General features: G+C 64.3%; 24 protein-coding genes and 1 pseudogene. 12 read left to right on the top strand and 13 right to left on the bottom strand.

Annotation, left to right across the window (positions count from 1 at the left end; all coding sequences use genetic code 11):
* Positions 1–293: 293 nt before the first annotated feature.
* From lnt to ACX4ZE_RS04700, 5 genes are all read right to left on the bottom strand, one after another.
* A complete protein-coding gene (gene lnt / locus ACX4ZE_RS04680; RefSeq protein ID WP_480272243.1) occupies positions 294–1,892 on the bottom strand; it encodes an apolipoprotein N-acyltransferase in 1,599 nt (532 codons plus the stop codon).
* Between the two features lie 162 nt (positions 1,893–2,054).
* A complete protein-coding gene (locus ACX4ZE_RS04685; RefSeq protein WP_480272048.1) occupies positions 2,055–3,653 on the bottom strand; it encodes an amidohydrolase in 1,599 nt (532 codons plus the stop codon).
* A 134-nt stretch (positions 3,654–3,787) separates the two neighbouring features.
* Positions 3,788–4,267 carry an FxsA family protein gene (locus ACX4ZE_RS04690; RefSeq protein WP_480272049.1) on the bottom strand — a complete coding sequence of 160 codons (480 nt, stop codon included), beginning with the start codon at positions 4,265–4,267 and terminating at the stop codon, positions 3,788–3,790.
* A 116-nt stretch (positions 4,268–4,383) separates the two neighbouring features.
* Positions 4,384–5,043 carry a response regulator gene (locus ACX4ZE_RS04695; RefSeq protein ID WP_480272050.1) on the bottom strand — a complete coding sequence of 220 codons (660 nt, stop codon included), beginning with the start codon at positions 5,041–5,043 and terminating at the stop codon, positions 4,384–4,386.
* 90 nt (positions 5,044–5,133) lie between these two features.
* Positions 5,134–6,306, bottom strand: coding sequence for a sensor histidine kinase (locus ACX4ZE_RS04700; RefSeq protein WP_480272051.1), 1,173 nt, complete (start codon positions 6,304–6,306; stop codon positions 5,134–5,136).
* A gap of 156 nt (positions 6,307–6,462) precedes the next feature.
* On the opposite strand from ACX4ZE_RS04700, the gene ACX4ZE_RS04705 reads away from it, so the two are divergent.
* Positions 6,463–7,230, top strand: a complete 768-nt coding sequence (locus ACX4ZE_RS04705) for a TSUP family transporter (protein WP_480272052.1) — start codon at positions 6,463–6,465, stop codon at positions 7,228–7,230.
* 365 nt (positions 7,231–7,595) lie between these two features.
* On the opposite strand, the gene ACX4ZE_RS04710 is transcribed toward ACX4ZE_RS04705, so the two are convergent.
* The gene (locus ACX4ZE_RS04710; protein WP_480272053.1) at positions 7,596–8,477 is read right to left on the bottom strand and encodes an ETX/MTX2 family pore-forming toxin; all 882 of its coding nucleotides are present in this window, start codon (positions 8,475–8,477) and stop codon (positions 7,596–7,598) included.
* A 205-nt stretch (positions 8,478–8,682) separates the two neighbouring features.
* Here ACX4ZE_RS04710 and ACX4ZE_RS04715 point away from each other — a divergent pair, with 205 nt between their 5' ends.
* The 4 genes from ACX4ZE_RS04715 (at position 8,683) to ACX4ZE_RS04730 (ending at position 11,261) form a co-directional block, all read left to right on the top strand.
* Complete coding sequence (locus tag ACX4ZE_RS04715; protein WP_480272054.1) at positions 8,683–8,892, top strand: hypothetical protein; 210 nt, start codon at positions 8,683–8,685, stop codon at positions 8,890–8,892.
* 140 nt (positions 8,893–9,032) lie between these two features.
* Positions 9,033–9,260 carry a hypothetical protein gene (locus ACX4ZE_RS04720; RefSeq protein ID WP_480272055.1) on the top strand — a complete coding sequence of 76 codons (228 nt, stop codon included), beginning with the start codon at positions 9,033–9,035 and terminating at the stop codon, positions 9,258–9,260.
* Between the two features lie 359 nt (positions 9,261–9,619).
* Complete coding sequence (locus ACX4ZE_RS04725; protein ID WP_480272056.1) at positions 9,620–9,811, top strand: hypothetical protein; 192 nt, start codon at positions 9,620–9,622, stop codon at positions 9,809–9,811.
* A gap of 196 nt (positions 9,812–10,007) precedes the next feature.
* The gene (locus tag ACX4ZE_RS04730; protein ID WP_480272057.1) at positions 10,008–11,261 is read left to right on the top strand and encodes an alkane 1-monooxygenase; all 1,254 of its coding nucleotides are present in this window, start codon (positions 10,008–10,010) and stop codon (positions 11,259–11,261) included.
* Between the two features lie 167 nt (positions 11,262–11,428).
* On the opposite strand, the pseudogene ACX4ZE_RS04735 reads toward ACX4ZE_RS04730, so the two are convergent.
* Positions 11,429–11,794: pseudogene (locus ACX4ZE_RS04735) on the bottom strand (IS5/IS1182 family transposase); the annotation flags it as partial.
* Positions 11,795–11,848: 54 nt separating this feature from the next.
* Between ACX4ZE_RS04735 and ACX4ZE_RS04740 the strand changes: the two are divergent.
* Together ACX4ZE_RS04740 and ACX4ZE_RS04745 are read left to right on the top strand one after the other, a co-directional pair.
* Complete coding sequence (locus tag ACX4ZE_RS04740; protein WP_480272058.1) at positions 11,849–13,399, top strand: TldD/PmbA family protein; 1,551 nt, start codon at positions 11,849–11,851, stop codon at positions 13,397–13,399.
* An 8-nt stretch (positions 13,400–13,407) separates the two neighbouring features.
* Positions 13,408–14,784, top strand: coding sequence for a metallopeptidase TldD-related protein (locus ACX4ZE_RS04745; RefSeq protein ID WP_480272244.1), 1,377 nt, complete (start codon positions 13,408–13,410; stop codon positions 14,782–14,784).
* A gap of 41 nt (positions 14,785–14,825) precedes the next feature.
* Here ACX4ZE_RS04745 and ACX4ZE_RS04750 read toward each other — a convergent pair whose 3' ends face one another.
* Together ACX4ZE_RS04750 and ACX4ZE_RS04755 are read right to left on the bottom strand one after the other, a co-directional pair.
* On the bottom strand, positions 14,826–15,347 hold the full coding sequence (locus ACX4ZE_RS04750; RefSeq protein ID WP_480272059.1) for a PPOX class F420-dependent oxidoreductase: 522 nt from the start codon (positions 15,345–15,347) through the stop codon (positions 14,826–14,828).
* Positions 15,348–15,368: 21 nt separating this feature from the next.
* Positions 15,369–15,917, bottom strand: coding sequence for a PadR family transcriptional regulator (locus tag ACX4ZE_RS04755; protein WP_480272060.1), 549 nt, complete (start codon positions 15,915–15,917; stop codon positions 15,369–15,371).
* A 116-nt stretch (positions 15,918–16,033) separates the two neighbouring features.
* Here ACX4ZE_RS04755 and ACX4ZE_RS04760 point away from each other — a divergent pair, with 116 nt between their 5' ends.
* Entirely contained in the window at positions 16,034–16,822 is a 789-nt protein-coding gene (locus tag ACX4ZE_RS04760; RefSeq protein WP_480272061.1) for a VOC family protein, read from the top strand.
* Here ACX4ZE_RS04760 and map read toward each other — a convergent pair.
* Entirely contained in the window at positions 16,782–17,549 is a 768-nt protein-coding gene (map, locus tag ACX4ZE_RS04765; RefSeq protein ID WP_480272062.1) for a type I methionyl aminopeptidase, read from the bottom strand. The two genes, ACX4ZE_RS04760 and map, sit on opposite strands and share 41 nt — an antisense overlap.
* 103 nt (positions 17,550–17,652) lie before the next feature.
* Between map and ACX4ZE_RS04770 the strand changes: the two genes are divergently transcribed.
* Together ACX4ZE_RS04770 and ACX4ZE_RS04775 are read left to right on the top strand one after the other, a co-directional pair.
* Positions 17,653–17,916, top strand: coding sequence for a helix-turn-helix transcriptional regulator (locus ACX4ZE_RS04770; protein ID WP_480272063.1), 264 nt, complete (start codon positions 17,653–17,655; stop codon positions 17,914–17,916).
* 66 nt (positions 17,917–17,982) lie between these two features.
* Positions 17,983–18,693: a histone deacetylase gene (locus ACX4ZE_RS04775; RefSeq protein WP_480272064.1), complete on the top strand. Its 711-nt coding sequence runs from the start codon at positions 17,983–17,985 to the stop codon at positions 18,691–18,693.
* 64 nt (positions 18,694–18,757) lie between these two features.
* Here ACX4ZE_RS04775 and ACX4ZE_RS04780 read toward each other — a convergent pair whose 3' ends face one another.
* Positions 18,758–19,189 (bottom strand): hypothetical protein, encoded by a 432-nt coding sequence (locus ACX4ZE_RS04780; RefSeq protein WP_480272065.1) that lies wholly within the window; start codon positions 19,187–19,189, stop codon positions 18,758–18,760.
* 161 nt (positions 19,190–19,350) lie between these two features.
* Here ACX4ZE_RS04780 and ACX4ZE_RS04785 point away from each other — a divergent pair, with 161 nt between their 5' ends.
* Positions 19,351–20,460 (top strand): glutamate--cysteine ligase 2, encoded by a 1,110-nt coding sequence (locus ACX4ZE_RS04785; RefSeq protein ID WP_480272066.1) that lies wholly within the window; start codon positions 19,351–19,353, stop codon positions 20,458–20,460.
* Positions 20,461–20,520: 60 nt separating this feature from the next.
* Here the strand turns inward: ACX4ZE_RS04785 and ACX4ZE_RS04790 are convergent, their stop codons facing one another.
* On the bottom strand, positions 20,521–21,228 hold the full coding sequence (locus ACX4ZE_RS04790; RefSeq protein WP_480272067.1) for an anti-sigma factor: 708 nt from the start codon (positions 21,226–21,228) through the stop codon (positions 20,521–20,523).
* Between the two features lie 705 nt (positions 21,229–21,933).
* On the opposite strand from ACX4ZE_RS04790, the gene ACX4ZE_RS04795 reads away from it, so the two are divergent.
* Positions 21,934–23,286 carry a cytochrome P450 gene (locus ACX4ZE_RS04795; RefSeq protein ID WP_480272068.1) on the top strand — a complete coding sequence of 451 codons (1,353 nt, stop codon included), beginning with the start codon at positions 21,934–21,936 and terminating at the stop codon, positions 23,284–23,286.
* Between the two features lie 138 nt (positions 23,287–23,424).
* On the opposite strand, the gene ACX4ZE_RS04800 is transcribed toward ACX4ZE_RS04795, so the two are convergent.
* Positions 23,425–23,946: a DUF8020 domain-containing protein gene (locus tag ACX4ZE_RS04800; RefSeq protein WP_480272069.1), complete on the bottom strand. Its 522-nt coding sequence runs from the start codon at positions 23,944–23,946 to the stop codon at positions 23,425–23,427.
* Positions 23,947–23,973 lie beyond the last annotated feature (27 nt).

The raw sequence follows: 23,973 nt of genomic DNA on the forward strand, positions 1-23,973 counted from the left end.
GGACGTGATCCACGCCCTATGATTCGGAGCATCGCACCAGCCGGATTGCCAGCGTTTTGGATTTGTTTCACATCCAACGCCCTTGGCAGAGGGCCACTTTGGTTGGTTACATTTTCGCAAAGGTTGCGGCTCGAACAGGCCGAACCGAAGAAGCGATGGCCTCAACCGGTTTGCTCGATAATACCCCGCAAATCGGTTCAGTTGTCAGGAGAATGACGCGCAAACCCCTGCCGCACCATTTGTTTCGGGCCGACGGGGGAAAGAACAAACCAAATGTTGGATTAGCGCTGGTCCTATTGAACGGTCAGCCGGTCGGCGGAATAACTGTCCGAGATACCGTTATGCACGGATCTCCGTCGAAAACCCGCGATGAGCGCGACGGCAGCGGTGATGATAACCGACAATCGCTCTGGCGCAGGTCCCATTCGTGTTGCGAAAGTGGTGTCGGCGCGTATCGGAAGCTTCGCGACCAAGGCAGCGGGCACGAACAATTCTGTTTCCTGCCGCACCTTGCCATCGGCGGTGATGATGGCGCTGACCCCGGAGGTCGCCGCGACGACCAGTGCCCGGCCGTGCTCGACAGCGCGCACACGCGACATAGCCAACTGCTGATAGGTCATCTCGCTGTCACCGAAAGTCGCGTTGTTCGTCGGCACGGCCAGCAACTGGGCACCCGCGCGCAGCGCGTCTTCGAACGACCGATCGAAAGCTACCTCATAGCAGGTGGCCACACCGATACGAATACCTGCCGCACGGACCACGCCGTCGCCATCTCCCGGCACGAAGTGCCCAGCCCGATCGGCGTATGCGGAGAACAGCCGGAAAAACCCACGCATCGGCAGATACTCCCCGAAGGGCTGGATGATCTTCTTGTCGTGCCGATCCCCCGGACCTGCCGCACCGTTCCACACCATCACCGAATTGGTTGTGGTCCGATTTGAATTGATCAGCACCGCACCGACCAGGATCGGTGCACCGACCCGCTCGGACGCCTCGGTGATCAGCGCAGCGGCATCGGCGTTGCGCAATGGATCGATATCCGAGGAGTTCTCCGGCCAGATCACCACATCCGGTCGCGGCACGCGGCCCGCCTCGATGTCAGCGGCCAATTCCTCGGTACGACGTACGTGGTTGTCCAGTACGGCGCGCCGCTGCGCGTTGAAGTCGAGTCCGAGCCGAGGCACACTGCCCTGGATCGCGGCGACAGTAACAGTCCGATCACCGTCTTGCGGACCGGGCAACGCGGACCGCAGCAGCAGTCCGGCGAGCGGCATAGCCACCACGGTGAGCGCCGCGGCGATATATCCGCGCCCGGGCACACGGGCACGAACTGACCGCCACCGGGTCAGCAGCGCCGCGGCGCAAGTTCCGGTGAGCGCCACCGCGAATCCGACCATCGGTGCGCCACCGACCATGGCCAACGGCAGGAACCAACCATCCGCTTGACCGAATGCCAAACGTCCCCAAGGGAATCCGTTGAAAGGAAAACTGGATCTACCCCACTCGGCGGTCGTCCAGGCCAATGCCACCCACAGCGGCCAGCCGGGCAGCGCGCCGACGAGCCGGGCGAGCAGCCCGAAAGCGCCGAGGTACAGCGCGCACGCAGTGGACAACGCCAGCCACGGCAGCGGGCCGACATAGATACCTGTCCAAGGCAACAAGGGGACAAAGAACGCCAGACCGGCCACGAACCCGTATCCGAAACCCGCGCGTAGCCGCCCGGTACCACGGACAACCATGGTGAGCACCATGATGCCCAGCGGAGCGAGGAACCACCAAGGGCGTGGCGGAAAACTTCCGAACAGCAGCAGTCCAGCGATGATCGCCACCACCGTGCGCGCAAGCACGGGATATCGGCGCACCACGGTCACCACAGAGCGCCACCATTCCATTGACCGCGCGCGCACCATCATTCGCCCCACGTCCGCCACCCGGCCGAACGATGTCGCGGCGTTCCTGCACGCTCGGCCGTCACCACACCTTCGTATCCGGATGCGCTGGAAGGCCGCTCAGCACGGCCGACGAGTTCCGCCATCGACTCCATGCCGCTATGGTCATGCCACATAGATCGGCACTCCCCTGTGTACGGTGCGCAGGCAGGTCGGCAACGGTGAATCAGGTTTCAGCGCAGGTAATCCGGGAACGCGCGAACGTGGGTCGGTAGACCAGCGCTGGACCGAATCGGCGGTCGCCGCGACGACGAGTTCCTCGGCATCCCAGATCGCGTAGGAGGCAGGGGCACCGGGTACGAGAGTGCCCGCCACGCCATCCCTGATCCCGCCGGCCCGCCAGGCACCTCGGGTCGCAGCGGCGAAGGCCGCACGTGGCGACAAGCCGTGTCCCTTCGTCTGATGGGTGGTCGCGGCCCGCACCGCCGCCCATGGATCGAGCGCGGTGACCGGCGCATCGGAGCCGAACGCCAGGGCGACGCCCGCGGCGGCCATGGGGGCGAACGGGTTCAGCCGCGCGGCCCTATCCGCACCGAGCCGCGCGGCGTACATACTGTCCGATCCACCCCATGCGGCATCGAATCCCGGTTGTACGCTGGCGATCACGCCGCAACGCGCAAGTTTCGCGATGTGCTCGGCATCGATCAGCTCGGCATGTTCGACCCGGTGCCCGAGCGCGGCGACAGCCGGACCACCCAGTTCCACGCTCACACGTTCGACACCCGCGACGACCGCGTCCATGGCCGCGTCGCCGATCACGTGGAACCCGGCCTGGATGCCTGCCATGGTGCAGGCACGGATATGATCGGCGATCGCATCGACGTCGAGATAACTCCGGCCGCACCCCGGCGCATCCGCATAGGGCGTACGCAGCCACGCGGTGCGCGAGCCGAGCGAACCATCGACGAACAAATCGCCGCCGAGCGCATGCACGCCGAGTTCTTCGACCAGGGCGCGCGCCTGCTCGGCACTACGCACCGCTTCGCCCCAATATGCCCTGACCTGTACCCCATGGTCGAATTCGAGCAGTTCACGAATATCGGCACGCCCCGAAATCTCCGGGCCCGCACATTCGTGTACTGCGACAATGCCGCACGCGGCCGCGTGCTTCAGCGCTGCGGCGCGCGCCCGATCCCTTTGTGCCCTGGACAGGCTCGCCAGGGCCGCGGCACGCACCATATGGTGGGCCGCGGCGCGCACCGGCGCACCTCGGGTGAACCCGTCGGTCGAAGTCAGTCCTGGGAGAGCGGCCAGAAGCGCCGAAGACGTCACAGCGGAGTGGCCGTCCACGCGGGAGAGGTAGACATGGCGACCAACGGTCACCGCCGCATCGATCTCCTCTAACGTGGGTGGCCGCCCTTCCGGCCAGGTCGTCTCGTCCCAGCCGTTACCGAGCACCGTGCCGTCGGGGTGCGCAGCGGCGAATTCGCTCAGCAATCGCAGACAGTGCCCGAGCGATTCGGCGGCCGACAGATCGAGGCCGGTCAGCTTCAGCCCTAGAGCCGTGACGTGCACGTGCGCGTCGACGAAAGCGGGCGCGACGAAAGCGCCGCCGAGGTCGACGATCTCGGCATCCGGATGCAGCGCGCGCCCTGGTTGCTCGGCGCCCAGCCAGACCACCGTCCCGTCGGTCACCGCCATGCTCGTGGCATCGGGCGCACTCACACTGTAGAAACGGCCACCGGTCAGCAACTGAGTACTCACGGGGAACCAGTCTGCCGTATGCCCGATTCGGCGATGTCGGTCAGCCACTCACCACCGGTACCGCCTCCGTGTATTCCACTCGGGCACCGTCGAGGGGAGTTGCCCGAGGCGCCGGGCCGCGGGCTCCTCGTTCACTACCGAGTGACCGCGCGGTGGGCTTCGCCCTGCCCGTCGTCATACCACTGGCGCACCACGGTGCCATCGATCACTTCGTCGCCATCGATGACGACGCCACGGTGACGGGTTCCGACGGCGAACCGGTCGAAGCGTCGCGCGGCGAATGCCGTGACCAGGGGGCGCAGCAGAAACCGTGTCGGCGGCAACAAAAGCAGCAGACCTGCCAGAGAGGTGACCAGTCCGGGCACGAACATCAGCACTGCGCCTACCGCGACCAAGGCGCCATCGGCGACGGCGGTGCCGGGTGTGATCTCTCCGCGACCGGCTCGCCGGAACTGTTCGAATACGCGCCGCCTTTGCGCACCGACCAGCAGTATGCCTGTGGCCGACCCGGCGAGTAGAACCATGATGGTCGGCATGACACCGATCAACTGGCCGACCGCGGCCAGCGCGGCGACTTCGACGACGATGTACAGCACGAACAACAACGCGACCATAGCGATCCTGTGTCCTTCCTCTCGGACGCTCTACTGGATCAACGCCCGGCGCCCACGCTTTTCTCCCGATATACCCGATATGGTGGCCGCCTGATAGGCGGTGAGATGCGCCCTGGTCAGCCGCCCGGGCGTACCAGCCCGGTCTCATAGGCCAATACGACCGCCTGTACCCGGTCGCGCAAACCGAGTTTGGTGAGCACCCGGCCCACATGCGTCTTGACAGTGGCCTCGGACAAGTACAGCTGCTCGGCGATCTCGGCGTTCGAACGCCCCGACGCGATGTGCTCGAGCACCTCGCGCTCACGAGCGGTGAGCACGTCGAGCACCTCCGGGTCGTGGGTCCGCGCTGGATCTTCGGCGATAAGACGATCGAGCAGGCGCTTGGTGACCTTCGGCGACACTACGGCGTCACCGGCTGCGACGCTGCGGATGGCCGAGACCAGGTCTTCCGGTGGGGTGTCTTTCAGGAGGAATCCGCTCGCCCCGGCCCGCAATGCGCCGAGCGCGTGCTCATCCAGATCGAAAGTCGTCATCACCAGTACCCGGCTGCCGTACTCGGCGCCCACGATGCGAGCAGTGGCGGTGACCCCGTCGACGACGGGCATTCGCACATCCATCAGTACGATGTCGGGTCGCAGTTCAGCTGCCCGCGCGACAGCGGCCGCGCCGTTGGCCGCCTCACCGATCACTTCGATACCGGGGTGCGCGCCGAGTACCATTTTCAGCCCCACCCGCATGAGTTCCTGGTCATCGACAACGAGAACGGTGATCGGCACGACCCTAATCTAACGTGACAGCGTACGGTGCCTGTGCGCGCCCGCGAGCGGTCCGGCAGCGCGGCTTATCCCGTCCGTCCTGGACCGGGTTCACTCCATCGGATCGGTCCGCAGCGGAATACTCGCACGTACCCGCCAGGATCCATCGGTATCGCGCCCGGCGTCGAGGCTGCCGCCGAGCACGACGACTCGCTCGCGCATCCCAACCAACCCGAGCCCGCTGCCTTTGATGCGAGCAGCTGATTCGTGTGATGACGATATACCCGTGTCGGCGACATGGATCAACACTTCCGTGTCGGTGCGGCGCACCCGCACCCACGCTTTCGGGTGCGGACCCGCGTGCCGCAGGGTGTTGGTCAGCGATTCCTGCACGATGCGATGCACACCGAGGCTGACCTCGGGCGCGATATCGTCGAGTTCGCCCGCCAGCTCTAGCTCCACGGCGAGGCCGGTACCACGCATCATCTCCACCATCTTGGCCAGTCCCGCGGTGCCGTGCTGAGGAACTTGGTCCGGCGCGTGCTCGGTGCGTAACAACGCCACGGTTCTGCGCAGCTCACGCAATGCCTCGCGGCCGGTGCTCGCGATGGTGCTCAGCGCCTGCTCTGCTACCTCAGGGTCGCGGCGCAACACGTACTTCGCACCATCGGCCTGCACGATGATGACGCTCACCGCGTGCGCCACCACATCGTGCAGTTCCCGCGCGATGCGGGTGCGCTCGGCTGAAACGGCGTCGTGCGCGCGCCGCTCCTTGTCATAGTCCGCAACAGCCAGACGCGCGGCGACCTCGGCGTCGTAAGCATGTCGCGCGCCGATGAATTCCGCGAGCGTCCAACACAGCGCGTAGAACATGACCGTGAAGAGGAGCTCGGCTTCGACGGGCCTGCCGATCGCCGCGATCGATAGTGCAACTGTGGCCACCAGGCCGAGCCCGTACCACAACCCCTCGCGCCGCCCGATGTAGGCGACCAACGTGTAGAGCACGATCCCCTGCGACAACAGCGTGATGTGATCGGCATCGTCCTCCACCAGCCATCCCACCAGCGATGCAGTCAACGACAGCACCAAAGTGACCACCGCCACGGCCCGCGGATACACCCGGCGCAGGGCGACCGGAAGCGGGAACAGTACGCCGATAGCCAGATAAGCGAATTTACTCTCGGCGTCGGCGACCCCGATGACCTCCAGCACAAGCAGCAGGACCGCCAGCGCCGAATCGGCGACGACGGGTTTGCCTCGGAGCCATAAACTGAACCGGCGCACCGGTCAAGCCTAGGGGCGTGCGACGCGCGATCAGGCCTCCGGTACGGGTGAGGAGATCGCGGACGGTCAGGTGGTCTGCGCGCGGATCCGGACAACGGCGGGCACGCACCGATGGCCACGAACAGCACCTGCGGAGCGATCTGATTGTCTGGCGCGATGGACATCGGTGATTGGTCGGTTCTGTTGACAGCGGCAACGGCGGCGGGATGGGTGGATGCGGTCGTCGGCGGCGGCGGGCTGATCATCCTGCCGACACTGTTCGTGATAGCACCCGGTATCGCGCCACCGACAGCGTTGGGCACCAATAAACTCGCGGCAGTCGCCGGGACCAGCGCCGCGGTAGCGACCTTCGCGCGCAAGGTGCCGATGCACTGGCGGATGCTACTCCCTGCGGCGGTACTCGCGGCGGGGGTGGCCGCACTCGGCGCCGCTGCAGTCTCCCTGATCGACCGCGCGCTGTTCATCCCTATCGTGATGGTGGTGCTGGTCGGTGTCGCTGTGTTTGTCACGCTGCGCCCCTCGATCGGTATGACGCTGGCCACCCACCCGCCCACCCGACGCAAAACCGTTCGCACAGTGGCGTTGGCGGCGGGATTGATGGGATGCTATGACGGCCTGCTCGGACCCGGCACCGGAACGTTCCTGATCATCACCTTCGCGACCCTGCTCGGCACCGAATTCGTCCGAGCCGCGGCCATGGCCAAGGTGATCAACTGCGGCTCGAACATCGGCGCACTGATCTTCTTCGGCGCGACTGGCCACATTCTCTGGGCTCTCGGTGCTGCGATGGCGGTGGCCAATGTACTCGGCGCGGTGGCAGGTTCGCGGATGGTACTACGCAAAGGCGCCGAGTTCGTGCGCATCGTGCTGCTCGTGGTGGTGATCGGGATGGTGATCCGGCTTGGGTGGCAACAGTTCCGCTGATCAGCTCACCGACTCGACGTGCGAGGTAGTGCGCCGGACCGCCACCCGCGATGCATTACCGCACACGACACGGCACCGGCCAGGAGCGTGGCTTACGTGGTTTCTGGGCGGTAGCCGGTGATGACAATCCTTTGTGAAGGATGAGCTTTCGCGTCGACTGGTGCCAGATGAGTTGCGGGGCGGGCTCGAACCGCTCATCCTGCGATCAAAGCCCGCCCCGAAGAGAGGGCGGTTCTTCCGATAGCAGGAATGTGCAGCACCAACTCACACATCCACCGTGCCACCGAAAGAACCGCCGTAATACCCTGCCGACTGTCGAGGCCCTCATGCGGATCGAGCACCTGAGACAGGTACGTGCATATAGTTCAGAGTGCTTTGAAGGTTCGTGTCAAGGTCTTCGGTGCGGGTGCGTTGAAACCGTTGGGAGTGTCCGGTTTGATCGAAATCTTGACCATGAAGGTCGTCCCGTAGGTGGCACTGTAAGATCCAGTGCCCTTGAAGTTCAGCACCTTCTTGGTATTGTCCAGCGAGAATCCTTTTTGCAGCGGAGGAGCCACCCTCCTGTCATAGGTCTGCTTGTGATCTTGCACCGTCTTGATCGAGCTATAGATCGGGAAGGGAGGGAAGAAGTTCACGGGATCTATCTTTGCGGCACTCCTCAGTTTGACGGAGCCGCCGATATCGGTGTTCAAGTCGACGTTTCCGCTGGCCATCGACTGCTGCAAGGTGACCATGACCGTGGCGGTGGAGTGGGGAGGAACCGTAACCGACTGTCCGGGAGCCGTGTAGGTCGCAGACTTGGATGTCGAGGTGCTGTGCGTCTGGCTGAAGCTCCAAGTCGTATTCAGCTCGGCGCCCACCTTCAGCGCCTTACTGAGATCCATCGAAGCTGACAACTTGATCCAGAGCGAGAATCCGCGCGTGACCGATGTCGTCACCGTGTTGGCTATGGTCTTGGAGAAGCTCTGGCTGGTCATGGTCTGCGGCTGGTTACTGGTGTTCCGCAAGGTCGCCGTACCCGCGAACCACTTCTTACCCAGAGTGATCTTGGGGCTTCCCGCAAGCGCCACGGAAGTATGGGTGAACGTCACTTTACTGGTATCCATACCAGTGTTGTAAATTTGATCCTTGAGCAGACCTTCGAGGCTGGTGATCTGAGGAGAGCCCGCGTTCGCGGGAATTGCCGCCAGGAAAACGGTGGATATCGCAGATACCACGCCGACAGCAACCCTGATGTCACGCTTCATTGTCCGATCCTTCTATCTTTGTTCAATTCTTGAATACCCCAGGCGCGCAGTAAGTGCTCGCGATGCGCACGAGGTCCACCACGACTACATAGACCACTTCTGACATCCCGGCTAGAAGACCTGACGAAAGGTGGCTCGTGCGATAGCGTTTCGCGGCCGCGATACCGAGTTCCTGCAACACCTATTCCGACGGAGATCATTAAACATGACCCCGCAGGGCATTGTCGGTAAATTTTGTTTTGTTCCCTTTTTCCATCTATCCTCGCTGATCTGCGATGACGATATCCACCGACACACCGCCCTCGAACGCCACGATCTGACCGCGTCGACAGACACCACGACCACATCCGATCCCGGTTTGCTGGAAGTACTCGCGACCCCTGCGGACTGCGCTACCCGATGGCGCTGCTACTAGCCATGGCGATCCTGGCCACCGCCGCCGGTATACGCGGCTTCACCGACTACGCCACCTAGGCACAGACCGCGCCACCGGAACTACTCGCCGACCTAGGACTGCGGAAGAAATACCGGCCCAGCGACAAAACCTCCCGTCGCGTGTTCGCGCTGATCGACCCCACCGACTTCGATCACCGCCTCGGCGAATACTTCACCGCCACGGCCATAACCATTACCGACAGGCCGCTGATCACTGTCACGATCGACGGTAAAACCCTACGCCTGACACAACGGACTGGCACTTCGGCAACACATGGGTTCTGGCTGGCAGGTGACACGCCTGACCGCTCTGCCCTGGCGGCACACCCCGGTCGTGAACACCGGTGACCGTTCCCGCGAGGTCGTCTACGCGACCTGTTCCGCACCATTCGAACTCAATAGCGACCATCAAGAACCTCAATAGCGACCATCAAGAACGCGGCGCTTAACCTTCGCCGGCTCGACGGGGCCACCAACATCGCCGAAGCCTGCCGCGATACCGCATTCGACCCAACCTGCGGCATGCATCTCCTCACACCGGAAAACCGCAGATCACAACCAGCCTAACGAGAAGGCCACAGCCCTGGGGTAGCCCTCCAGGCCCGCCCGGATTCGTTCGACCGGGTTGTCGTGCGCTGCATACCGCGAGTGCGGATAGGGCCGCTCATCCGGGCGCGATGACAGCGTCGGCTCGGTGGATGCTGTAGTTGTCGCGAATCGCCGCGATCTTCACGATGCTGGGAAATCGGTCGATCAGCTCGGCAGGGCACTGTGCGGCGCATGACGACTCGGTCGCCGCTGCCGCATTGCGCGAAGCGATCTTGGAGTCCGGTATCGCGTGCCAGCACCCACGTCTCGCAGATCTCCTGCAGTTCGTCCGCGCATTCCCGCGCTTGTAGATCGTCTAAGCTTGTAGATCGTCTAATTTGTATTTAAAAATAGATGACCTGTCTAGACGGATCGCGGATATCGGGTTAAAGTTCGTTCGGGAGTAACGCAAACCACCTATTTCAGGCTTCGTGAATAGGAGTCGGCAATGTTATCGGATGGGAGCTGATAATGCTATTCGACCAGGCAGATGATACGGAGCCGCGGATGGGGAAGCGATCCGCGCAGCCGGTTGACGGGTCTGCTTGGCGTGATCCCAAGCGTTATCTGTGGCTGGGTGGGCTATTCGTGCCGACCGGAGTATTCACGATAAGCATCCCGCTGTTCTGGCTATTCAACAAACTCGGGTGGCACGCCATCGCACCGATAGCGTTCTGGCTCGGACCCATCGTGATCTATGTGCTGAACCCGCTGGTTGAACCCCTCTTCGGTCTGGACCACAGAAACCCACCCGATGAGGCGATGGAGTATCTGGAGAACGACAAGTACTACCGCTACCTCACCTACCTATTTCCGCTGTTCCAATATGCGACTCTGATCATGGCAGCCTATCTGCTCACCGCCGATAATCTGAGTTGGCTCGGTATCGAGGGCGGACTACACCTAGTGGACAAGATCGGTTTGGCGCTCTCGATCGGCGTGGTCGGTGGTGCCGGTATCAATGCCGCGCACGAACTCGGACACAAAAAGGTGAACATGGAACGCTGGCTCGCGCGTATCGCACTGGCGCAAACGTGGTACGGGCATTTCTATATCGAGCACAACCGCGGTCATCATGTGTGGGTCGCGACGCCGGAGGATCCGGTCAGTGCTCGCGTAGGCCAGACATTCTGGGCCTTCTGGGTACGCGCCCTTTTCGGCGGCCTGAAGTTTGCCTGGCAGCTGGAGAAGGTTCGTCTGCGTCGGCTCGGCGTGCGCTCATGGGGCCTGCACAACGAGATAGTCAGTGCGTGGCTGATATCGGCAGTGCTATATACGGCGTTGGTCGCGATATTCGGTCTCGATTTACTGCCCTATCTGGTGCTGCAAACCTTATTCGGTATTACGTTGCTGCTGGCGTTCGACTATCTGTCGCATTACGGCCTGGCGCGGCAGCGTACGCCGAGCGGGCGTTATGAGCGGCCCGGCCAGCAGCACAGTTGGAATAGCGACCGCATCCTCAGCAGTATCCTCCTCTACTATCTGCCACGGCACAGTGACCATCACGTCTATCCGACCCGGCGCTATCAGGTCCTGAAGAGCAGGGATGATGCGCCGATCTTGCCGAGCGGCTACTCCACCATGGTGCTACTCGCCCAGATACCACCCCTATGGTTTCGCATCATGGACAAGCGGGTGCTCGCGCACTACGACGGCGACATCACCCGCGCCAATGTAGATCCCGCCAAACGGGACAAGGTGTTTGCGCGCTACGGCGCAGACAGTTATAATCGGGCCCCACGTCTACCCACTGGCCAGTGAATTTACCAACCGCTGAATTTACCAACCGCGCCCGGTGAACAAGAGGGTAACTTATGTGGGGAGTTTTGGTAGCAGGCGAGGGCGGCTGCGAGTTGTAGAAATACGGCGAAGAGACGGCCGTAGTGTTCGTAGCGGATCGTCAACCGCAGATATCCGGTCAACCATACGATCGATCTTCCGATCTTCCAGCTATGCCGACCCAACCTGGCGGGGTCCTCGATTCCACGCCGGGCAATGCGAGACACGATCCCACGGGCACGCAGCCGGCGGCGGTGGACATCGAAGTCGTAGCCCTTGTCGACACGCGGCTCGGCACGCCGACCGCGACCAATGATCCCCCTTTCGTCCGCACGCGCGCAGCGCCCAGAATCGCCGCGCTCCAGTCCACTTCGCCAGCAGCGCCGAGCCGGTCGAGTTATTTCCCGATGCAGTGCATCGAACATTCCGACATCGGCCCACACTATGAACCTTCGATGCGCGGTCGGCGCACTCACTCCGAACGAGGCGGGCAGATGACGACACGCACTCCGAGAAGCCTGCCGACTACGTGTCACATCATGCCGCACAAAAAACTACACCCACGTAGGATGTCCTCTAAGTTAGGACAGGTGAGCAACGCGACTTCCGAAGATGTGGACGCCGAGTTCCTGGCTCTGCCGCTGGCCGCGCTCGCCGATGCCGCGCTCACCGCAGCCACGGCGGCAGGCGTCGAGCACGCCGATATCCGGGTCCATAGGCTGGTCACCCAGTCGATCCGGTTGCGCGACGGTCGGGTCGAGGCCGTCGCCGACAGTACCGAAATCGGTTTCGCCGTGCGCGTGATCGTCGATGGCACATGGGGTTTCGCATCGCATATCGCGCTCACCCCGGACACCGCCGCCGAGGTGGCCCGCACCGCTGTCACCATCGCCACCTCATTGCGTGCGCTCAATCGCGAACGCGTCGAGCTGGCCGCCGAACCGCGTTACTCGGGCCTGCGTTGGATCTCGGACTACGATATCGACCCGTTCGCCGTGCCGACCAGCACAAAAATCGCACTGCTGCAAGACTACTCGGAGCGCTTGCTGCGAGCCGATGGGGTCGATCATGTCACCGCGAGCGTGCTGCAGGTCAAAGAGCAGACCTTCTACGCCGACACTGCGGGGTCCTCGATCACCCAGCAGCGAGTCCGGCTGCATCCGAGCCTCGAAGCGATCACGGTCGACACAGCGGCGGGGGTATTCGAGACGATGCGCACCCTGGCCGCACCGGCTGGACGTGGCTGGGAATACGTCACCGGCGCCGACGAAATCTGGGACTGGGACCATGAGCTCGCCCGGATCCCGGGGTGGCTGGCCGAGAAAGTGCGAGCACCCAGTGTGCGGGCCGAGCCGACCGACCTGGTGATCGATCCGACCAATCTGTGGCTGACCATCCACGAATCCATCGGTCACGCCACCGAATACGACCGGGCCATCGGCTACGAGTCAGCCTACGCGGGTACCTCGTTCGCCACTCCGGACACGTTGGGCACATTACGTTACGGAACCCCGATCATGCACGTGACCGGCGACCGCACCCAGGCACACGGCTTGGCCAGCATCGGTTACGACGACGACGGGGTCGCCGGGCAGCGATGGGATCTGGTCCGGGACGGCATCCTGGTCGGCTACCAATTGGACCGAGCATTCGCGCCACGGCTGGGCCTGGCGCGCTCCAACGGTTGCTCGTACGCGGACTCGGCGCACCACGTGCCCATCCAACGCATGGCCAATGTCTCACTACAACCCGACCCGGATCGGGATACCAGCACCGCCGAACTGATCTCCCGGGTAGACGACGGACTCTACATTCTCGGCGACAAATCCTGGTCGATCGACATGCAACGCTACAACTTCCAATTCACTGGTCAGCGGTTCTTCCGCATCAGGAACGGCAAACTGGACGGCCAAGTTCGCGATGTCGCCTACCAGGCCACCACGACCGACTTCTGGGGGGCGATGGAGGCAGTCGGCGGACCGTCGACGTGGCAGCTCGGCGGCGCGTTCAACTGCGGTAAAGCACAGCCGGGCCAGATCGCGGCGGTCAGCCACGGCTGCCCATCGATCCTGGTGCGTAGTATCAACGTGCTCAATACCCGGACAGAGGCAGGCCAGTGACCGGCGAGCTGTTTCCCGCGAGCAGCATTGTGGAGCGGGCGCTCGCGCTGTCGAAGGCCGATGAGGCGATGATCATCGTGCGCGACCAGCACGCGGCAGCACTGCGCTGGGCAGGCAATTCGATGACCACCAATGGGTCGTCGGTGTCGCGGAGCTGGACGGTGATCTCGGTGTTCCGCGAGGGGCCTGCGCGCGCTCGAGTCGGCTCGATCAGCTCGACCAGCGCGGACCCCGCTGATATCGAAGCAGTGGTGCGGGCGAGCGAACAGGCCGCGCGTACCGCCGAACCCGCGAAAGACGCCATACCTCTGCTCGAGGACGGCGCTGTCGACACCGAATGGGCCGAACAGGCGGGCGAGACCGGCATCGAGGTATTCACCGATCTCGCCGACGGCTTGGCCTCGGGCTTCGAAAGCGCCGATCGCCTCTACGGTTTCGCGCACCATCAGGTACATACCACCTGGCTGGGCACCTCGACCGGGGTACGCAGGCGCTTCGTCGAACCCACGGGTTCGGTGGAAATCAATGGAAAGCGTGGTACCGGCAAGAATCCCGCCAGTGCCTGGACCGGGGTAGGAACCGCCGACTTCACCGACGTCGATGTGCCCGTACTGCTCGCTGAACTGTCACGGCGGCTGGATTGGGCCGAACACACGATCGAGCTGCCCGCGGGCCGCTACCATACCCTGTTGCCGCCCTCCGCGGTCGCCGACCTGATGATCTGTCTCGCCTGGTCGATGGAGGGGCGCGGCGCGCAAGAGGGGTACACCGCGTTCGCACGGGCTGGTGGGACCCGCGTCGGCGAACGCCTGAGCGACCTTCCGCTCACGCTGTATTCGGACCCCTACGCGCCCGGACTGGAATACCGTCCGTTCGTCGCCACGACCGCGTCGTCGGAGTCGATGTCGGTGTTCGACAACGGATTGCCCGCGGAGCGGGTCGACTTGGTACGCGACGGGGTTATCTCCGCGCTGTTCTACCCGCGTGCCACCGCCGCCGAGTTCGCCGCCCCTGTCGTGGTTCCAGGGGAGAACCTTCTGCTGACCGGAGGATCCGGCGCCACCATCGATGAGATGATCGCCAGCACCGAACGCGGCCTGCTGCTGACCACCCTGTGGTACATCCGTGAGGTCGATCCGGCGACGCTGCTGCTCACCGGCCTCACCCGCGACGGGGTGTACCTCGTGGAGGAAGGGGAGGTCACCGCCGCGGTGAACAACTTCCGGTTCAACGAGAGCCCGCTGGATCTGCTTCGACGAACCACCGAAGCGGGTGCCACCGAGATCACCCTGCCACGGGAATGGAAGGACTGGTTCACCCGAACCGCGATGCCCCCCTTGCGGATCCCCGACTTCCACATGTCTTCGGTCAGCCAGGCGACCTGACTCCACGACGCTCGCCGCACCGCGCACCGCTCGGCGGCGAATCAGGCCGACAGCGTGAGCTCGATGCCGATGGTGCCCGACTTACCGCGACGCAAGGTGCTACCGAAGATGACCAGCGGCCCGGCCAGCCAGTACTTGCGCCGCAGCAGTGCGCGCACCCGATCGGTGCCGGCGGCGTCCAGGATCCGGCCGGTCCCTTCCACCACGTCGCCGCGCGGCTTGCCGGTCGCACTGCACGGCTGCAGGGTGACCGCGGGGTTACGGCGCAACCGTTTGACCTTCCAGCTGTCGGTCTCCGTCCATACGTACAGTTTTCCGTGCTCGGTCACCACCCACACCGGGGCGGCGACCGGAGTACCGTCCTTACGGAAGGTGGTGAGCAGCACATAGTCGGCCGCGGCCAGGGCTTGCAGCGAATTCGTCATGTGGGCAGAGTATCTCGGCATCTTGCCGATGCACGCAGCACGCCGCCGTTCCGGCCTGCGGGCGGCGTGCAGACGAACGTGGTCCGGATTGTCAGTGGCCGATGTTTCAGTCGCCGATGCTCCTGATCGAGGGAGCACGAGCCGGCGAACAATCCGCCTTCATTCCAGCATCCGGTACTCCCCGGCCTCCAGCCGCGCCAGCACCCCTTCGGTCCATCTCGACAGATTCCCGAAGACACCGCTCCACAACTCCAAGAGATCGGTCGCATGCGGTGCTTCGTATCGCCCCGGAAAGTTCGGGATCATCGCGAGCAGACTGTCATGCGCGGCCTCGCTGCGACGGCGCTGTTCGCGCAACTTCTCGATGACATGTGACCTTGGCAGCGCGTCCATAAAGGCGATCCCCGCGCCGAGTTCTTCCATATCGACGCTGAGCAGCGCGGCATCCATGAGCCTGCGGAATTCGGCCTCGCCCGCCGCGGTGAGTTCGAAGAGCGTGCGTCCCGGCCCCCGGACGCTTTTTTGGGTATCGGACACGCTCAACTTCCCCTCCTGCGTGAGCTGCCTGAGCGCGTGGTAGATCGACCCTGGCTTGATATTTGTCCAGGTCTCGGCGCGCCACGACAGCAGTTCCCTGCGCACCGCATAGCCGTGGGCAGGCTGACGTAAGCGCAATACACCCAGCACCAACAAGCGCACGGCCGACATGGCGTACTCCTTCCGATCGAAAGCCGCCATGGTAGTCAAGTTTGACTTCCTGGCGGGTGTCACCCTATGTTCTATTAGTCAAATTTGACTAATAGAGGTGAACAAGGGGGATTCCTGTGATCGACACGGCGGTACCGCAGCTGTGGACCGGCGACCTGGCCGTCACACTGGATTTCTACAAGACGCTCGGCTACGCGGTGACCTACGAGCAGGCCCGCCCCTATGTCTACGGCATCGTGGAAAACCATGGGTGCGCACTGCATTTCACACCGACACCCAAGAACATCGCCGTATCCGACGAACGGACCGGCTGCCTGGTGATGGTCGACGACATCGCGCGCAGGCATCGAGCGTTCACCACGGCACTGCGCGCTCGCTACGGCAAGGTGCCCGCGAAAGGACTGCCGCGGATCACCCGCTATCGGCCGGGACAGTCTCGCTTCACTGTGGTCGACCCGGCAGGCAACCAGGTGATCTACATCCAGCGCGATGAGCCCATGGAACTGGAGTACGACGGATCGAAGGAACTGAACGGGCTGGCCAAGGCACTGGACAATGCCCGAATTCTGCGCGATTTCAAAAACGACGACAAGGCAGCCTTCCGGGTTCTCGAGGTCGGCCTCCGAAGGTTCCGCGCCGAGGCGTCCCGGCTGGACCTGGCGCGTGGACTGGCGGCGCTCACCGAGCTGGCCGTCGCCACCGAAAACCCTGACCGCGCCGAACAGTTCCGCGCCGAGATACGCGCGCTGACGTTGTCCGATGCGGAACAGGCTGTCATCGCCGGTGAACTGCGCGCCTCCGACGACCTCACTACCTGGCTGTCCGAAACACAGCCGCCCGGCGGGGCAGGCCCGCACGGTGCGGTCACGCCGCGACGGTCAGTACCTCCGGCCCCTCCGGTGTAATCGCGATCGTGTGCTCGGAGTGCGCCGTACGCGATCCATCCGCCGAGCGGATGGTCCAGCCGTCGGGGTCGGTGACGATACGGTCGGTCGTGCGCGCGAACCAGGGCTCGATGGCGATGGTGAGCCCCGGCCGCAATCGATAGCCGCGCCCAGGCCGGCCCTCATTGGGCACGTACGGCTCCTCGTGCATAGTGCGGCCGAGCCCGTGACCACCGAATTCCGCGTTCACCGGGTAGCCGTGCTCCCGTGCGACGGAGGCGATAGCGGCGGAGATATCGCCGATGCGGTTACCCGGCATCGCGACTACCACCGCAGCGGCGAGCGCCTGCTCAGTGGCCTGGACCAGCCGCACATCCTCGGCGGCGGCGACGCCGACCACGACGGTGCGGGCCGAGTCGGCGACCCAGCCGTCGATGCCGACCGCGAGGTCCATGCTCAGCACATCGCCATCCCGCAGCGAGTAGTCGAACGGAAGCCCATGCAGAACCGCGTCGTTCACCGACAGACACACGGTATTGCGGAACGGTCCGCGCCCGAACGAGGGAGTGTAATCCCAGTAGCAGGACTGCGCACCACGCTCGCGGATGCGCTCCCGGACATGAGCCTCCAGCTCGAGCAGGTTCACCCCGACCCTCGCTCGTGCACAGAGCTCGGTGAGCACCTCGGCGACGAAGCGCCCCGCCACGCGCATCCGCGCGATCTCCGCGGGGCTCTTCAACTCGACCATCAATCCTCCTACGTAACGGTATTTAAATACCAGACAAGTCACGGGTATTTTAATACCAAAAGGGTCGCTTGCCGTATCCGAATACCCTCCGTACCGTGAGCGCATGGTTCGCCTCCCCTTGACTCCGGCGCAGATCGAGGCGGGCCGCCGCCTCGGTGCCGCTCTACGCACCGCCCGCGCAGGCCGTGATCTCACCGAAGTCGCACAAGCAGCGGGAATCTCGCCAGAGACGCTGCGCAAGATCGAGACCGGCCGCCTGCCCTCCCCCGCCTTCGGCACCGTAGTGGCGCTCAGTCGGGTACTGGGGCTTCCGCTCGACGACCTCGCGGACATCTGGCACGCGGCGGGACTGGCCGAATCGGCCTGAGCCGCGGCCGCCGGTGTCGGGTCACTACCGGGCGCGAGCACGGCGAAAAACCGAGAATGGGGCGAAATGACGGTACGGCGCATCGATCCGGCCGCGGGCACGGCGCTTTCCCCAACGAACCCGGACCGGAATCGAGGCGACCCGCAGCGATGCCCGGACCTGGTCTGGTACGCCGCCTATGGCTCGAACATGAGCCTGACCAGGCTGCGCACCTATCTGCGCGGCGGCAGGCCCGAAGGCGGAGCTCTCGCCGTCCCCGGCTGTCGTGACACTACCGACCCGATCCGCTCCGCGCCCCTGTCGCTGCCCGGAGTGCTGTACTTCGCCACCGAATCACGCATTTGGTCCGGTGGCCGCGCCTTCTACGATCCAGGATGCCCCGGCGAGATCGCCGTGCACGCCCATCTGCTCACCACTGCTCAGTTCTCCGATATCGCGGCCCAGGAAATGTACCGCGCTCCCGACACCTCGCTGGACCTCACCGGAGTAACCGACAACTGTCCGATGATTCTCGGTCCCGGCCGGTACGAGACCCTGATCCGCGCGGGCACGCTCGACGGATATCCAGTGCTGACCTTCACCGCACCCTGGCGCTATCGCGATCTGCCGGGCAATCCACCTGCTGCCTCCTATCTGCGGCACCTGGCGGCGGGGCTGCGCACAGCACACAGGTGGTCCATCCCTGCTACCGCAGGCTACCTCGCTACTCGTCCCGGCGCCGATCGCCGATGGACGCCGGATGCCGTCGAGGCTTTATTGCGTATCGACGCCGAATAGGAAGAGAGCAGTCTCTCCGCGGCGCGGTCGTCAACGAGCGTGCCGCGGAGAGACCGAGAGATCATCAGTCACCGGTACCGTTGTCACCAGCGCTATTGTCACCGGCATTGTTGTCACCAGCGCTGTTGTCACCAGCGCTGTTGTCGCCGGCACCCTCGTCGCCCTCGAACTCATCGGGTGAGGTGACGCCGGTGATCGTAGTCACCATCGGCCATTGCGGCCCGGCGCACAGCGCGGAAACGGTGCTGCCCGCCGCGAATCCGCCCCGGCTTTCCCCAGTCCGCGCAAGATCCATCCGTGGACCAGCGGACTCGGCCGGGCCCAACAACGCACAGGTCCAGTTCTCCGAGTCCGGTTGGCCGCTCACCGCGATGGAACCCTCTTGCTGAGTATCCGCCGACAATATCGGTCCCGCGGCGGCGACCCCTACCCCGCCCACGGCGAGTATCGCGCTGAGGCCGACTGCCGAAGTGCAGCGTAGAGCGATCCGGAACATACAATGCCTCCTCTCAGTATGGCCCCCGCGGTCGGCAGTTTCCGCTACGCCACCGTTCAAACCCCCGGCACCTGATATGGCTGTTCGCCGACCGGCGATCACCTGGCAACCCCAGACGCATTCCGCCTACCGCCCAACAGAGGTATGGGTATCCTCACCTCATGGACGATGGCCGCGCGACCGTCGGAGTGGAAGAGGAATTTCTGCTGGCAGATCCGCGTACCGGTGCGCCTTTGGCACGTAACGTCGAAGTGGCGCGCACCGCCGAGAACATCGGCATCGATCTGCAGCTCGAGCTGACTCGCTGTCAAGTGGAGGCCAGCACGGCGATCCACACCGATATCGGCGCCCTGCACCGACAGCTACGCGAGCTACGCCGCGACATCGCCTCCTGCGCCGAACACAATGGCGGACGCCTGCTCGCGGTAGGTATCCCGCCGACGGTACCGCACGAGTTCCCGGTCACCGACACTCCTCGCTATCGACGCATCGCGGAGAATTTCGGTTTACTCGCTCACGAGCAGGGGCTTTCGGGGTGTCATGTGCATATCGGCATCCCCGATTGCGAGACCGCGATCCAGGTGAGCAACTATCTGCGGCCGTGGCTGCCGCAACTGCTCGCCATGACGGCCAACTCGGCGATCTACCAGGGCACCGAGACCGGATTCGCCAGTTGGCGCAGCATCCTGTGGCGGCGGTGGCCCAGCGCCGGACCGCCACCGTACTTCGAGTCGGCGCGCGAGTACGAAGCCATGGTCGCCATGATGCTCAACAGCGGCAGCATCCTGGACAAACAGATGGTCTACTGGGATGTCCGCCCATCACTCTCGTTCCCAACTATCGAGGTGCGGGTCAGCGACATCCCGGCAACGGTCGAAGAAACCGCACTGCTGGCGGCATTGGTGCGTGCGATCGTCGGCATGGCGCGAAAGTCTTTGGCCGACGGACGCGCCGCGCCCGCGATACCCGTCGAGGTACTCCGGGCCGCATACTGGAAAGCGGCGCGTTCGGGACTGATCGGCGACGGTGTCGACCCGCACGACGGCGAAGTGGCGCCCATCCGCACACTGCTGTACCGGCTGATCGATCATGCCGCTCCCGCCCTCGAAGCATCGGGTGATCGCCCATTCGTCGACGAGGCGTTCGCCCGCCTGCTCATCCGCGGCAACGGTGCGCGCAGACAGGTAGCAGCCCTCCGGGCGCATGGCGAGGTGGGTGATGTCGTCGCCGAGGTAGCGCGCGCGACCCTCGAAGGGTGCGACCGAGTATGACCCGTTCCTGCTCAGATCATACGAGGGGATGCTGTGCCGAATCCGAAGCTGCCGGCCAGGTCAACCGAGTGCGAGCATGGCGAGACTCGGTGACGTCGGGCGCGATGAGCCGCTCGCGGGTTCGATCGTCACGCTGAAGACATCCGCTGGATCGAACCGAGCCGATACTCCTGCCCGAGGTACCGTCGTCAACACCCCCGCCGAACGCACGCCCCCCGAGGCGGACACCATCCAGAGCTGGTAGGCCTGTCCTGATGGCGGCGCGGGCACTGCGTCGAAGGTCACCGCGACCACTCCGAGTCGCCCCGAAGTGCTGACCGTCACCGTGCCGCCGACCGGCAGTTCGAGCACCCTGGACCGCGAATCCGATTGCACGAGTATCTGTTCGGCCGTGACCGGCTCGGTGCGGTATTCGGTGATCCGTTCGGCGAACAGCACAGCGAGCACCCCGACACCGACAATGATCACAGCAGCCAGCCGGGTCGGCCACGACAGCCGAGCGAAACGACGATGTTCGCCCGAGCCGCGGGTCGCCCGGAGGATTTTCGACTCCAGCGCAGACGGCGGAGGCACCGCATCGACCTCGCTCAGCGCTGCCAGCGTCTCTCTACTCGCGCGTACCGCAGCGGCGAATTCGGTCGCAGTGGCAGAATCCGCCTTCGCCACCCGGTTTTCGATGTAACGACGCTCGATCTCGGAAACCGCGTCCATCGCATAGGGGTACGCCAGCGCGAGCAGATCCGCTCGAGACTGTTCGGGCTCGGTCATGATCAGCCACCTCCGGGCACAGTGCCCTGGCGCGGGCCGCGCGCGACAACCACCCCGGTCCGCCCACGCCCATCCATCGAAATCCACGGATGGACCGAAGACACACCGGGCTCCGGATCGCGATCACATGGACTCGCGCCATGGCGCCTACTCACCTGTTCCGCGCAAACCCGCATGCCTTGATTTCGCGGCGCACCGCCGGACGGATTGGGTTTCCCACGATATCCGATGCGATTCTCCTGGACTCCCGCACCCCGCTCGTATGTCCCCGCTGGTGGTCGGCCGGACGAGACGGACTCCCGATGGGATAGCACTGCGCCGCGATAATGCGCTCGGCGCACTGTGCCTGCCCATGGGACATGGACAGGGTGAAGCGGCCGATGAAATACTCGCTTTCCGCGGACGGCTGTCCGACCACCGTGATGAATATGTCGGAGTTCGGATTCCTCGGCTCTGTCGGTGAGTGTCCTTTCGGCAGCCACCGATGCCAGTAGCTGCGCGCGGACCGATCGAGGTGACCGCGCCGGACCGCTTGCTCATAGTATTCACCCACCGTGGCAGACACGTCGACAACCGACGAGAGGTAGTCGCCGAACCGGACCTCGACAACGCGACATGCGCCTGTTGTGGTTTCAGTCACACCTGGCCGGGTAACCGATCGCTCGGCGGCACTGTGCCGACCCGAACGCACCGGAAGGAGACCGTATGGCACACAACCGCGAACACCGGCTGGTGGGCGTGCCCGCGGTAACGGCACTGGCGGATCTCGGTTTCGCCTCGGTCGCCTCCGGAGTGATCGCCCGGCGACGACCGGTATCGGGGCTATTGGAACGCACCAGAGCCGAATCCAGAGGCATCGAGCGAGTGCGTCAGCTACGTCGCGAATTCGGCTCGGGCCCAGTAGAACTCGTGGTTCCTGGTCGCCGGATCGTAGTAATCCTCGATCCGGCCGATATCGGCAGGGTACTGAACGGCGCACCGACGCCCTTCCATCCCTCCAATCGGGAGAAGCGCGCCGCGATGCGCCGGTTCCAGCCGCATGGCGTCCTGTCGTCCGACGGGCCGATCCGGACACAGCGCCGAGCGCTGAACGAGGCCGCGCTGGATTCCGGTGAACCACTTCATCACCTCGCCGCACCGTTCGCGGCTGCCATCGCAGACGAGGCACGCGGGATGATCGACTCGGCACTGCGTCATGAGCACATGGACGCGCGACAACTCACCGCACATTGGTGGCAGCTGGTGCGTCGGATCGTGCTCGGCGAACGGGGACGCGACGATACAGTGCTCACCGGCGAACTCGCACGGCTACGCTCGGCAGGAAACTGGTCGTTTCTCGCCCCAGCCCATCGCAGACAACGGGACCAGTTCACCAATCGCCTCTATCGTCACGCGGAGTCCGCCCCAACGGACAGCCTCGCCGGGACACTGGCAGCGGTTCCCTCAGGGGGTGTCGCCGACCCGGTCGGGCAGATCCTGCACTGGCTGTTCGCCTTCGACGCCGCAGGCAGCGCGCTCAATCGTACGGTGGCGGTGCTGAGCACCCATCCACGACACCACGACCGCGCGCTCGAAGACGCCTGCGACCTTCAGCGCATCGCGCGGCGTAGCTACCTGCGCGCCTGCGTGCTCGAGTCGGTGCGGTTGTGGCCGACCACACCGATGCTGCTGCGTGACATCACTGCCGATACATCATGGCGAGACGACGAAGAACGCTTCACCATCGCGGCGGGCGCCGCGCTGATGATCCCTCTTTCGGCATTCCACCGCGATGGAGACCTGCTACCGTTTGCCGACGAGTTCACCCCGGACATCTGGCTCGACGGCCGCGCGGAACAATACCCGCAGCTCGTGCCGTTCGGTGCAGGACAGGCCGACTGCCCCGGCCGCAACTTGGTCCTCTTCGTCGTGAGCACACTACTCGCGCATCTGCTGACTTCCGCGGACTTCCGGCTGCGATCCGCACCGTCTCTCTGCCCACATGCGCCGCTGCCGATGACATTGAATGCCTCCGGCCTCGACTTCACGGTCGAGCCATGTCTGTCGCGGACGCGCTGACCACATCGCCACGGTATCCGAGCGGGTACGAACAACAGCGGCGGCAAGCATGATTCGACGCGTCATCGGTTTCGGCCGCACTATACGAGCACATCGAGCGCGGCCGATCCTCCCGCTGCGGTCTCGCGCGGTACCTGACTATCGATTCGCACCCGCGATGCCGCCGATGAGCCCGCCGATCAGGCAGCCGGATACGAACCCGATGAAGGAGAGAACGAGACCGACCAGCGCACCGATCACACAGCCGATCACCGCGCCCCCCACGATGGTGCCCGCATTTGCGATGAACTGTGGCCCACCAGGTACCGCGGCCACGACCGGTGTCAACGTCAAGGTAGTCGCGGTGGCGTCGATTTGCGGGTCCACTCGAAGCTCCTGGCCCGTCAGCGTACGCAGGGTCGTCGGCACCGTGGCGACGAGTCTGCCGTCCGGCGCTTGGACCGTCACGGCTTCCCGCGACGTCAGAACGAACACACCGGAGGCGAGTGTCACCGTCGCGCTGCTCCGGTCCTGCGCGACAGTCGCGGTGTAACCGACGCCGCGATCGGTGCCGACGATCGTCGGGCCGGATACCTCGACCCTACCGTAGGCGGTCGCCGCGGTGATGCCGATGGCGGCGATAGTCAACAACGTGGTCGCGACCAGTTTCTGAATCTTCATGAGCTTTCCCGTCCTCCAACCGATTTC

This window comes from Nocardia sp. TBRC8007 (assembly GCF_056629435.1).

Coding starts and splice junctions, on each gene's coding strand:
- lnt (WP_480272243.1), bottom strand. CDS start 1,892: ATGGAATGGTGGCGCTCTGTGGTGACCGTGGTGCGCCGATATCCCGTG.
- ACX4ZE_RS04690 (WP_480272049.1), bottom strand. CDS start 4,267: ATGGTCGCGTTGTTGTTCGTGCTGTACATCGTCGTCGAAGTCGCCGCG.
- ACX4ZE_RS04705 (WP_480272052.1), top strand. CDS start 6,463: ATGGACATCGGTGATTGGTCGGTTCTGTTGACAGCGGCAACGGCGGCG.
- ACX4ZE_RS04710 (WP_480272053.1), bottom strand. CDS start 8,477: ATGAAGCGTGACATCAGGGTTGCTGTCGGCGTGGTATCTGCGATATCC.
- ACX4ZE_RS04715 (WP_480272054.1), top strand. CDS start 8,683: ATGACCCCGCAGGGCATTGTCGGTAAATTTTGTTTTGTTCCCTTTTTC.
- ACX4ZE_RS04730 (WP_480272057.1), top strand. CDS start 10,008: ATGGGGAAGCGATCCGCGCAGCCGGTTGACGGGTCTGCTTGGCGTGAT.
- ACX4ZE_RS04740 (WP_480272058.1), top strand. CDS start 11,849: ATGTCCTCTAAGTTAGGACAGGTGAGCAACGCGACTTCCGAAGATGTG.
- ACX4ZE_RS04755 (WP_480272060.1), bottom strand. CDS start 15,917: ATGTCGGCCGTGCGCTTGTTGGTGCTGGGTGTATTGCGCTTACGTCAG.
- map (WP_480272062.1), bottom strand. CDS start 17,549: ATGGTCGAGTTGAAGAGCCCCGCGGAGATCGCGCGGATGCGCGTGGCG.
- ACX4ZE_RS04770 (WP_480272063.1), top strand. CDS start 17,653: ATGGTTCGCCTCCCCTTGACTCCGGCGCAGATCGAGGCGGGCCGCCGC.
- ACX4ZE_RS04775 (WP_480272064.1), top strand. CDS start 17,983: ATGACGGTACGGCGCATCGATCCGGCCGCGGGCACGGCGCTTTCCCCA.
- ACX4ZE_RS04780 (WP_480272065.1), bottom strand. CDS start 19,189: ATGTTCCGGATCGCTCTACGCTGCACTTCGGCAGTCGGCCTCAGCGCG.
- ACX4ZE_RS04785 (WP_480272066.1), top strand. CDS start 19,351: ATGGACGATGGCCGCGCGACCGTCGGAGTGGAAGAGGAATTTCTGCTG.
- ACX4ZE_RS04790 (WP_480272067.1), bottom strand. CDS start 21,228: ATGACCGAGCCCGAACAGTCTCGAGCGGATCTGCTCGCGCTGGCGTAC.
- ACX4ZE_RS04795 (WP_480272068.1), top strand. CDS start 21,934: ATGGCACACAACCGCGAACACCGGCTGGTGGGCGTGCCCGCGGTAACG.
- ACX4ZE_RS04800 (WP_480272069.1), bottom strand. CDS start 23,946: ATGAAGATTCAGAAACTGGTCGCGACCACGTTGTTGACTATCGCCGCC.